Source organism: Roseomonas sp. SRI_022, assembly GCF_057586215.1.
In genome coordinates this window covers 72,613-82,236 of sequence record NZ_JBYCZL010000015.1, presented here as the reverse complement: position 1 = coordinate 82,236, position 9,624 = coordinate 72,613, and the positions used below count along the sequence as shown (strand labels likewise).

Annotated in this window: 11 protein-coding genes; 7 read left to right on the top strand and 4 right to left on the bottom strand. The window is 66.2% G+C overall.

The window, feature by feature from the left end; all coding sequences use genetic code 11:
• Positions 1-5 precede the first annotated feature (5 nt).
• The 3 genes from AC2YHJ_RS16325 to AC2YHJ_RS16315 form a co-directional block, all read right to left on the bottom strand.
• Entirely contained in the window at positions 6-374 is a 369-nt protein-coding gene (locus AC2YHJ_RS16325; protein WP_487397137.1) for a hypothetical protein, read from the bottom strand.
• Positions 375-464: 90 nt separating this feature from the next.
• Positions 465-1,466 carry a family 8 glycosyl hydrolase gene (locus AC2YHJ_RS16320; RefSeq protein ID WP_487397136.1) on the bottom strand — a complete coding sequence of 334 codons (1,002 nt, stop codon included), beginning with the start codon at positions 1,464-1,466 and terminating at the stop codon, positions 465-467.
• A gap of 276 nt (positions 1,467-1,742) precedes the next feature.
• Positions 1,743-2,216, bottom strand: coding sequence for an Lrp/AsnC family transcriptional regulator (locus tag AC2YHJ_RS16315; protein ID WP_487397135.1), 474 nt, complete (start codon positions 2,214-2,216; stop codon positions 1,743-1,745).
• A gap of 116 nt (positions 2,217-2,332) precedes the next feature.
• Between AC2YHJ_RS16315 and phhA the strand changes: the two genes are divergently transcribed.
• The 7 genes from phhA (at position 2,333) to AC2YHJ_RS16280 (ending at position 9,451) form a co-directional block, all read left to right on the top strand.
• Positions 2,333-3,178 (top strand): phenylalanine 4-monooxygenase, encoded by an 846-nt coding sequence (gene phhA / locus AC2YHJ_RS16310; protein WP_487397134.1) that lies wholly within the window; start codon positions 2,333-2,335, stop codon positions 3,176-3,178.
• An 11-nt stretch (positions 3,179-3,189) separates the two neighbouring features.
• The gene (gene hppD, locus AC2YHJ_RS16305; RefSeq protein ID WP_487397133.1) at positions 3,190-4,290 is read left to right on the top strand and encodes a 4-hydroxyphenylpyruvate dioxygenase; all 1,101 of its coding nucleotides are present in this window, start codon (positions 3,190-3,192) and stop codon (positions 4,288-4,290) included.
• A 236-nt stretch (positions 4,291-4,526) separates the two neighbouring features.
• Positions 4,527-5,507 carry an MBL fold metallo-hydrolase gene (locus AC2YHJ_RS16300; RefSeq protein ID WP_487397132.1) on the top strand — a complete coding sequence of 327 codons (981 nt, stop codon included), beginning with the start codon at positions 4,527-4,529 and terminating at the stop codon, positions 5,505-5,507.
• Positions 5,508-5,521: 14 nt separating this feature from the next.
• Positions 5,522-6,862, top strand: a complete 1,341-nt coding sequence (hmgA, locus tag AC2YHJ_RS16295) for a homogentisate 1,2-dioxygenase (RefSeq protein ID WP_487397131.1) — start codon at positions 5,522-5,524, stop codon at positions 6,860-6,862.
• Between the two features lie 166 nt (positions 6,863-7,028).
• Positions 7,029-8,720: an FAD-dependent oxidoreductase gene (locus AC2YHJ_RS16290; RefSeq protein WP_487397130.1), complete on the top strand. Its 1,692-nt coding sequence runs from the start codon at positions 7,029-7,031 to the stop codon at positions 8,718-8,720.
• Positions 8,717-8,929 carry a DUF2783 domain-containing protein gene (locus tag AC2YHJ_RS16285; protein WP_487397129.1) on the top strand — a complete coding sequence of 71 codons (213 nt, stop codon included), beginning with the start codon at positions 8,717-8,719 and terminating at the stop codon, positions 8,927-8,929. Before AC2YHJ_RS16290 ends, AC2YHJ_RS16285 begins: the two co-directional genes overlap by 4 nt.
• Positions 8,930-9,232: 303 nt before the next feature.
• On the top strand, positions 9,233-9,451 hold the full coding sequence (locus tag AC2YHJ_RS16280) for a DUF3489 domain-containing protein (RefSeq protein WP_487397128.1): 219 nt from the start codon (positions 9,233-9,235) through the stop codon (positions 9,449-9,451).
• Here the strand turns inward: AC2YHJ_RS16280 and AC2YHJ_RS16275 are convergent.
• A complete protein-coding gene (locus AC2YHJ_RS16275) occupies positions 9,393-9,572 on the bottom strand; it encodes a DUF3309 family protein (protein WP_487397177.1) in 180 nt (59 codons plus the stop codon). The two genes, AC2YHJ_RS16280 and AC2YHJ_RS16275, sit on opposite strands and share 59 nt — an antisense overlap.
• Positions 9,573-9,624 lie beyond the last annotated feature (52 nt).

The following is a 9,624-nucleotide window of genomic DNA, read 5'->3' as shown; positions in this document are numbered from 1 at the left end:
ACTGGTCAGTTCTCCGTTTCGCCGGACGCATTCGCAACCACGCGGCGCAGATTCAGAAATGGCTGCGCACCAGCAACCGGCGCGGCCTGAGGTTGTGGTGATGCCGAGCGGGCGAAGGCCTGCATCAGCAATGGGAATTGAACGGCGGCAGCGGGGATGACCGGTGGCAACGGTAGGCTGACCGCCGGGGCATGGGGGGCCGGAATTGCGAGCGGTGGCGTGGGCTGCGATTCGACCGCCGGCAGCGGCGGCGCAGGGGCGTCCGTCACCCGCGGCGGCATCGGCGATATCGGAGGTCGATTGAAGGACTTGTACGTCCATCGGCGCATACCCAGCCGCGCGGCCAGGGAGGCGATATCCGGGTCACGCTCCATCACATCCAGTCCCCCAGTTCCAGCCCGGCCGCTTCCGCCCATGCGCGATTGCGCCCCGCGCGCACACCGCCATTTTCGCCCCTGCGCGCTTCACGCGACGCTCGTTCCCGTCGCGGCGCAGGCCACCCGCACCAACAAGGTGAGTGATGCGGAATAGTAGTCACCGGATGCGTTGACGGACGGTAACGTCACCGCCGCACCGCGCCTGGCGATTCGCGCGGCAGCGAAGGCTGCGATGGCCTGCACGCCCGGCGAGGCCGCGAACTCCGCGGTGTTTCCCGAGACGAGATCGACCCAGGCCGGCGGGGCAGTCCAACGCGGATCCGACCAGAAGGCTTGCGCGCCGAGCAACGCCGGATGCGTGATCTCCCTTGCCCAGGCCAGCATCAGCGGCACGCGCACGGCGTCGAAGGAGAAGCGCGGCGGCCAGGCCGCGGGCATCCCCAACGGCGCGCCGGCCGATGATGGCAGCAGGACCCAGTCGGGACTCAGCCCCCAGGCGCCGAAGCGCGCCCGTCGCAACAGATCGACACCATCCTGCGCAAGGCGCGCCCAGCGTTCCCCCGGCATGGCACGGCCGAGTGCCGCATACGCGGGCAGGACGATGTAGGACGGGTTGAGCACCATGCCCGCGCCGGATTCGAATCCGGCAGCGCCCGGCAGCAGGAATGATTTGCCGTCCCGCTGGCGCAGCGTGTGACGAAGCAGGTCGCGACCGATCGCGATCGCGAGATCCCGGTAGGCGGCATGCTGCCAGCGCGCATGCGCCATCAACAGCCCAAGGGCGATGTAGAGGTCCCCATCCGTGGCGTTGTTCGGGTCCGCCACGGCGGGCGTCGCGCCGGGCTGGAAGCGCCAGGCATGAAGGTGGTCGTTGCGCCGCTTCAGGACACGCCTCGTCCAGGACAGGATGAGGTCGAAGGCCGGGCGGTCGTCGAAGGCGGCAGCGAAGATCAGGCCCCAGCCCTGGCCCTCGCTGTGGGAGACGCCCTGGTTTCCGGTGTCCACGAGGCGCCCTTCCGGGGCGAGGAAGCGGCTGCGGAACAGCCGCCATTCAGCGGCCGGCTCGGCGCCAGCCGCGGCCGCGGTCAACAGCAGGGGCAGACCGGAGAGGAGGCTCCGGCGGCCCGCCGCAAACCGTTGGCCGAGTGGTCGCGACGCCTGTCGTGTGTCCGGCTGTTCCAAATTGCGACTCGCGCCTTGGTTGATCGGCCTGCCCGCATCTGTAGTGCGGCGAGCGTTACCGAGACGCCAAATCACCAGGACGTGAGCCACCTGCGAATGTTGGTCGGAGACGTGGGGTCAAGCCGCCGGCGTAGGCCAGGCGCATTCCTTCAATCGTTTTCGATCACGAGCGTACCGAGGACTTCACACCGGCAGGCCCGCCGGCGCCTTCACCGTGCGCAATACGAAGGTGCTCTTGGTGTCCTTCACGCCCGGCAGGCGCAGCAGCGTCCGCGTTGCGAACTCGCCATAGGCTTCGAGGTCGCTCGCGACCACCTGCAAGAGGTAGTCGTTGTCCCCGCTCGTGGCCCAGGCGGCCAGCACCTCGGGCACGCGGGCAAGAGCGGCGTGGAATCCCTCGACGACATCCTCGGCGTGGCTGACCAGGGTGACGACCACGAAGGCGTGCAGCGGGAGGCCGACGCGCGCCGGGTCGAGCACCGCGGCATAGCGGGCGATGACGCCCGCATCCTCGAGCCGCTTGACGCGTCGCTGGCAGGGAGTGGCGGAAAGGTTCACCTCCTCCGCCAGCGTCACGATCGGCATCCGCCCGTCGCGCTGAAGGGCGCGCAGGATGCGGCGGTCGGCCTCGTCCAGGAGGAGAGTGTCTTTCGCCATCGGGAGGGGCATTCTTAGGGAATTTCCCTCAAACTGAATAGGATTTCGTCCCAGATGGCACGAAATCCCCTCCCCCTGCCGCGCTAATCTGCGTGCCGGATCGGAGAATCATTCCCATGGTCGCGGAACAGGCCGAACTGCCTGCCGGCCTCCGCGGTGATTACGCCGCAGCCGCCGCAGATTTCACCGTACCCCAGCGTCACGAGGCCTACCTGCCGGAGGACCACGCCACTTGGCGCACGCTCTACGCCCGCCAGGCAGGTCTCTTCCCGCGCCACGCGGCGAAAGCGTGGCGAGAGGGACTGGCGCGGCTCGATTGCGCCGAGGGCATTCCCGAATTCGGGACGGCATCGCAGATGCTCACGGGCCTGACCGGCTGGTCGCTCGTCGCCGTCCCCGGCCTGATCCCGGGCGATGCCTTCTTCGCCCATCTCGCCGCGCGGCGCTTCCCCGTCACCACCTGGATCCGCCGCCCGGAAGAGCTCGACTACATCGTGGAGCCCGACGTTTTCCACGACTTCCTCGGCCATGTGCCCCTGCTGACAAACCCCGTCTTCGCGGACTTCATGGCCGCCTACGGCGCGCTCGGAGAGATCGCGACGCGGGAAGGGACGCTGAGGCCGCTCTCGCGCCTCTACTGGCATCTGGTGGAGTTCGGCCTGATCGAGGAGGACAGCACGATCCGCGCCTTCGGCGCTGGCATCCTCTCCTCGGCGAAGGAGACTGTGCACGCGACGACCTCGCCCAAGCCCCGACGGGTCCGCTTTGCGCCGGAGCGCGTGCTGCACAGCGACTACTTCATCGATGACCTGCAGCCGACCTACTTCGTCATCCGCGACTACGCCGAGCTCTTCCGCGCGATGGAGGGCCTGCCGGCGATGCTCGATGCCGCCCGCGACGTCGAGCCCATCCCACCCGGCGCTGCCGATCCCTCCGACATTCCCGTCCCCCTTTCCGACTGAGGACGAACCCAATGGACATCCCGCCCGACCGTACCGCCATCGCCGGCCAGATCAGCGAAGCCAATCCGATGGGCACCGACGGCTTTGAGTTCGTCGAGTTCACCGGCCCTGACATCGCGCATCTGGAAGGCGTGTTCCGGAACCTCGGCTTCGCGCCGATCGCCCGACATCGTTCAAAACAGGTCACGCTCTGGCGGCAGGGCGAGGTGAACTTCGTGCTCAACGCCGAGCCCACCTCCTTCGCGCAGGGCTTCGCCCGCGTCCATGGTCCCTCCTGCTGCGCCATCGCCTTCCGTGTGGCCGATGCCGCGGCGGCCTTCGATCGTGCCGTCTCGCTCGGCGCGCGTCCCTTCCATGGCCGCGTCGGGCCAATGGAACTGAACATCCCTGCCATCGAGGGGATCGGCGGCTCGCTGATCTATCTGGTGGACCGCTACGGTCCGCAGGGTTCCATCTGGAACGTGGATTTCCGCCCCATCCCCGGCGCCGACCCAAAGCCGAAGGGCGCGGGCCTGAGCGTGATCGATCACCTCACGCACAACGTCCATCGCGGCCGCATGGATGCCTGGTCCGGCTTCTACGAGCGCCTCTTCAACTTCCGCGAGATCCGCTACTTCGACATCGAGGGCAAGCTGACGGGCCTCAAGTCCAAGGCCATGACCAGCCCCTGCGGGCAGATCCGCATTCCCATCAACGAGAGCAGCGACGACAAGTCGCAGATCGAGGAATACCTGCGCGCCTACAAGGGCGAAGGCATCCAGCACATCGCCATGGGCACGGACGACATCCACGCCAGCGTGGAAATGCTGCGCGACGGCGGCGTCCGCTTCCTCGACACGCCCGAGACCTACTACGAGCTCCTGCCAAAACGCCTTCCCGACACCGGCGAGGACATGGCCCGGCTCGCGAAGAACCGCATCCTGATGGATGGCTCGCCTTCCGGCGGGCGGCTCCTGCAGATCTTCACCAACACGGTGATCGGCCCGATCTTCTTCGAGCTCATCCAGCGCAAGGGCGACCAGGGCTTCGGAGAGGGCAACTTCCGCGCCCTGTTCGAGAGCATCGAGCTCGATCAGGTCCGCCGCGGTGTCCTGAAATCCGAAGGCGCCTGACACGCCCTCTCACGACGCTCAGGAGGGGTATCCGGTGCTTCGCACGTCAAGCGGCAGTTCATTGCCGCTCGCTTCTCGAGAGCCATCGATCGGGCTTCGGCCAATCCTGTCGGGTCGCATTTTCCCCCAGGTCGGGCGCGCAGGTCAGCATTGTCCTTTCCCGAAAGCGGACAAAATGCCGATAAGAAGGCCAATGCCCTGGGCCAATCCTGGGCAACCCGGAGGAGGAGCGTCCCATGTCAGGCTTTGCCAGCACCAAGGACCTTGCCGAGAAGACGGTCTCCTTCGACGAACTCGGTCCCGGCCTTTTCGGCTACACGGCCGAGGGCGACCCGAACTCTGGCATCGTGATTGGCGACAAGGGCGTGCTGGTAGTGGACGCACAGGCGACGCCCCGCATGGCACAGGACGTCATTGCGCGCATCCGTGAGGTGACGGACAAGCCTGTCACGCACATCGTGCTGAGCCACTACCATGCGGTGCGTGTGCTCGGCGCCTCGGGCTACCCGAACGCGGAGATCGTTGCCTCCGACGTCACGCGGGACCTGATCGTGGAGCGCGGCCAGCAGGATATGGACAGCGAGATCGGACGATTTCCGCGTCTTTTCCGCGGAAAGGAGGGCATTCCGGGCCTCACCTGGCCGCACATCGTCTTCCACAAGCGCATGACGTTGTGGATGGGCGAACGGGAAGTGCAGATCATCCACATCGGCCGCAGCCACACCGCCGGTGACACCGTCGTGTGGCTGCCGAAGGAGAAGGTCTGCTTCGCCGGAGACACGGTGGAGTTCGGGGCCACTCCCTATTGCGGCGATGCCCATTTTTCCGATTGGCCCGCAACGCTCGCTGCCGTGCGTGCGCTGGGTGCGGAGAAGCTGGTCCCAGGCCGCGGCCGTAGTCTGATGAACAGGACCGAGGTTGAGGAGGCGCTGGCAGGAACTGCTTCCTTCACCTCGGACCTCTTCGCCATCGCCAAGAGAGGTGTGGCGCAGAGCGCGACGCTGAAACAGGTCTACGATGAGGCGATGGCGACCATGCGCCCGAAATACGGGCAGTGGGTAATCTTCGAGCACTGCATGCCATTCAACGTCAGCCGCGCCTTTGACGAGGCGAAGGGGCTGGATCGCCCGCGCATCTGGACCGCCGAGCGCGACGTCGAAATGTGGAAGGCGCTGGAGCATGGCACTGCGATGAAGTCCGCCGAGATCACGCGTTGACGGGAGCGATGGCCATGACGATCGTTCAGGAGATCTCCACCAAAGTTGGGCTCGCGCCGGGCTACATGTCCGGCTTCGGAAACGGCTTCGAGACCGAAGCGCTGCCGGGCGCCCTGCCCGTCGGACGAAATTCCCCGCAGCGCTGCGCCTACGGACTCTACGCTGAGCAGCTGTCGGGCTCGCCCTTCACGGCGCCGCGCGCCTCCAACGAGCGGAGCTGGCTTTACCGCATCCGTCCAACGGTCGCGCATTGGAACGCCATGCGTGCAACCGAGGCCGGCCTATGGCGTAGCGCGCCCTGCGCCGAAGCGGTGGTGCCGCCCGCACCGATGCGCTGGGCGCCGGTCGCGATGCCCGAAATGCCCCAGACCTTCCTGGATGGCATCCGCACCATCACAACCGCCGGCGATGTCGCTTCCCAGGCCGGCATGGCCGCAAGCATCTACCTGGTCACCAAGCCAATGGTCGACGAGGTGTTCTGGAACGCCGATGCCGAGATGCTGCTGGTCCCGCAGCTTGGCGCGCTGCGGCTCCGTACCGAGTTTGGCGTGATTGACATCGCGCCCGGCGAGATTGCGGTCATCCCGCGCGGCGTGAAGTTGGCCGTGGACCTGCGTGGTGGTCCGGCGCGTGGCTACCTCTGTGAGAACTACGGCGGCGCCTTCACTCTGCCGGAGCGGGGGCCGATCGGCGCAAACTGCCTCGCCAACCCACGCGACTTCCTGACGCCGATTGCGGCATATGAAGATGTCGAGCGGCCGCACCGCCTCGTGGTGAAATGGGCCGGCGCGCTATGGGAGACCGAGATCGGATGGAGCCCGCTCGACGTCGTTGCCTGGCACGGCAACTACGCGCCTTACAAGTACGACCTGCGGCGCTTTTCGCCGGTGGGCCCGCTCCTGTTCGACCACGCTGACCCCTCGATCTTCACGGTGCTCACCGCACCGTCGGAGACGCCAGGCACAGCCAACGTGGACTTCGTGGTCTTCCCGGACCGCTGGATGGTGTCGGAGAACACCTTCCGACCGCCATGGTACCACATGAATATCATGAGCGAGTTCATGGGTCTGATCTACGGCCAATACGACGCGAAACCCGAGGGCTTCAAGCCAGGAGGTTTCAGTCTGCACAATCAGATGCTGCCGCACGGGCCCGATCGCGACGCATTCGAGGGTGCTTCGAACGCCACGCTCAAGCCACACAAGCTGGAGGGCACCATGGCATTCATGTTCGAGACGCGTCATGTGCAACGCGTCACGCGCTACGCCGCGGAAATGCCGGAGCGCGAGCTCTCGTACGGCAGCTATGGCTCCGCGCTGACGCGCAAATTCGATCCGTCCCGGCGCGAGATCTGACGGATGCTGCGCGACCGCGCGCACGATGTCTCGTTGCGAGGCTCGCTGGCCTCGGCCAACGGCCACCCGGATCTGCTGATCCGGAACCTGCCGCTCGGCATCTTCTCGCCGCACGGCGGCGCGCCGCGGATCGCGATACGAATGTGGGCAGCCTGGAGAGCGCCAGATGCACTCGACCTACGTCTACCCGCGCTTCGGCTACCACCGATCACCGGACCAGGACTCGAGTTCGCGCGTTCGTCATCGGGTGGTGATCGTTGGCGCGGGGCCGGTCGGGCTATCACTCGCCATCGACCTCGCGATGCAGGACATCGCGGTGGTGGTGCTCGACCAGGACGACACGGTCAGCGTTGGCTCGCGTGCCGTCTGCTACGCGAAGCGCGCTCTGGAGATCTGGGATCGGTTGGCTGTCGCCGACCGCGTTGTCGCGAAGGGGGTCGGCTGGCAACGCGGCAAGGTCTTTAGTCGCGACGATCAGGTCTACGAGTTCAATCTACTGCCCGAAGGCGGTCACAAGCTGCCCGCCTTCGTGAATTTGCAGCAGTACTACCTCGAGGAATACCTGGTCGCGCGCGCGGCCACCCTGCCCAACATCGACCTGCGCTGGAACAACAAGGTGCTGTCGATCACATCCGACCCTACGGGATCAACGCTGCAGGTGGAGACGCCCGACGGTATCTACGCCATCGAAGCCGACTGGTTGATTGCTGCCGATGGCGCACGCAGCAATATCGGCAGACAGATGGGGCTGGAGTTCAGGGGACAGGTCTTTCACGACCGCTTCCTTATCGCCGATGTCGTAATGCAGGGTGACTTTCCGGCTGAGCGCTGGTTCTGGTTTGATCCACCGTTCCACCGCAACCAGTCCGCGCTGCTGCACAAGCAGGCCGACAACGTCTGGCGCGTTGATCTGCAACTGGGCCGGGATGCCGATCCGGAGGAGGAGACGAAGCCGGATCGCGTGATCCCTCGCCTCCGGGCGATGCTCGGACCCGACCGCCCCTTCGAGTTGGAATGGGTCAGCGTCTATACGTTCCAGTGCCGCCGCCTGGATCGCTTCCTGCATGGGCGCGTGATCTTCATCGGCGACGCGGCACATCTGGTCTCACCCTTCGGCGCGCGTGGCGCAAACGGCGGCGTGCAGGACATTGACAACCTCGCTTGGAAGCTACGCCTGGTGCTTCAGGGGAAGGCACCTGCCAGCCTGCTTGAGAGCTATGACCGCGAGCGCGTGCAGGCGGCCGACGAGAACATCCTGAATTCCACGCGATCGACGGACTTCATCACGCCAAAGACGCCGATGGCCCGCGCATTGCGCGACGCGGTGCTGGACCTGGCGCGCGAGCATGCCTTCGCCCGGCCACTGATCAACAGTGGGCGGCTGTCGACCCCGTGCACGTATCGTGATTCGCCACTCTCCACGCCCGATCTTGCGAACGAGGGCTTCTCGGGAGCCATGGTGCCAGGTGCACCATGTGCCGACGCGCCAGTGCTGCGAGACGGCAAGCCTGCCTGGCTGTTGGAACAACTCGGCTTCGACGTCGTCGCGCTGACCTTCGGCAGTGACGCCACGGCAGTGCGATCCTGGGCCGCGCGCCAGGTCGTCCCGACGCGCGTACTGAACATCGCGGCTGATCCGGCGGCGGCGGCGGTGATCGCTGCCGCCGGGATCCCTGCCGTCATCGACGTCGAAAGCCTGATCGCGGAGCGCTACGAGGCCACGCCCGGTAGTTTCTATCTGATCCGGCCCGACCAGCACGTGGCCGCACGCCGACGTCACTTTGACGCCGGCTTCGCCGATGTCGCGCTGGCGCGCATGGCAGGCAATGACATCCCAGCCGCAGGGCGCACAGCATGAGCCACCTTGAACTTGATCCACGCCTTCGCGCGCCGGACGCCTTCCTGGCGTCGTTGATGGAACGACTGCGTGGCCTGGACGAAGTACAGACGCGCGCATTCACGGCACGCCTGATCCTCCTTCTTGCCAACCAGATTGGCGATCCCGAGGTGCTGGAGGAAGCCATCTCCATCGCCGCGCGCGGGATGGTCTCGCAGCTGTCCGGCTGACCATGTCAGCAGCGGAAGAGTCGCACCTGCGGAAGCCCATGTTCGCGCGTGACATGCTCGTGCATTTCGATGGCGTCGCCAGCACGGGGGCCGAACCCCGGCTCGATCGCCGAGGAAGGCGGACCCAGTGGTGCTGCGCCTGCTTGCCAGGCGTCGCGTGACGCTGAATGACCCTGTCCCCTGGCCCCCCCGGTCTGAGCCTGAGCTCCTCGACCTCGATCTGCGCATCGAAGCCGATGATGCCGGTTTCCACGATGGCTGCAGAATGCAACAGGATGATCGCAACCCTCGCTTGGCTTCGCGGTGCTTCGGAGCGAACGGAGATGTACGCGGAGGGCACCGCGCGGCCCCGCTGAAGGCGCCACCGTCGCCCAGGTCATCGAGGCCACCGGTTGGCAGCAGCACACCGTCCGCGGCTTCCTCGCAGGCCTCGGCCTCACCCGCCGCCAACGGCCAAGCGCGGCTACGGCACTGGCCCAGCTACGATCGCCCCGCCAAAGATCAGGTAGAGCACGAGTATGATCAAGAGCAGGCCGAGAAGCCCTCCGAAGCCTCCACCGCCATAGTAGCCGGACCGGTACCCGTAATAGCCGCCACCCCCGAAGAGCAGAAGCAGCAGCACGATGATCAGCAGAAGGGTCATTGGACGTCTCCTCTGCGATAACAAGCGTCGGAGGCCATGCGAAAGTTGCAGG

Bases quoted from the DNA above. Each gene is read 5' to 3' on its own strand.
- AC2YHJ_RS16325 (WP_487397137.1), bottom strand. From the start codon at position 374: ATGGAGCGTGACCCGGATATCGCCTCCCTGGCCGCGCGGCTGGGTATG.
- AC2YHJ_RS16315 (WP_487397135.1), bottom strand. From the start codon at position 2,216: ATGGCGAAAGACACTCTCCTCCTGGACGAGGCCGACCGCCGCATCCTG.
- phhA (WP_487397134.1), top strand. From the start codon at position 2,333: ATGGTCGCGGAACAGGCCGAACTGCCTGCCGGCCTCCGCGGTGATTAC.
- hppD (WP_487397133.1), top strand. From the start codon at position 3,190: ATGGACATCCCGCCCGACCGTACCGCCATCGCCGGCCAGATCAGCGAA.
- AC2YHJ_RS16300 (WP_487397132.1), top strand. From the start codon at position 4,527: ATGTCAGGCTTTGCCAGCACCAAGGACCTTGCCGAGAAGACGGTCTCC.
- hmgA (WP_487397131.1), top strand. From the start codon at position 5,522: ATGACGATCGTTCAGGAGATCTCCACCAAAGTTGGGCTCGCGCCGGGC.
- AC2YHJ_RS16290 (WP_487397130.1), top strand. From the start codon at position 7,029: ATGCACTCGACCTACGTCTACCCGCGCTTCGGCTACCACCGATCACCG.
- AC2YHJ_RS16285 (WP_487397129.1), top strand. From the start codon at position 8,717: ATGAGCCACCTTGAACTTGATCCACGCCTTCGCGCGCCGGACGCCTTC.
- AC2YHJ_RS16275 (WP_487397177.1), bottom strand. From the start codon at position 9,572: ATGACCCTTCTGCTGATCATCGTGCTGCTGCTTCTGCTCTTCGGGGGT.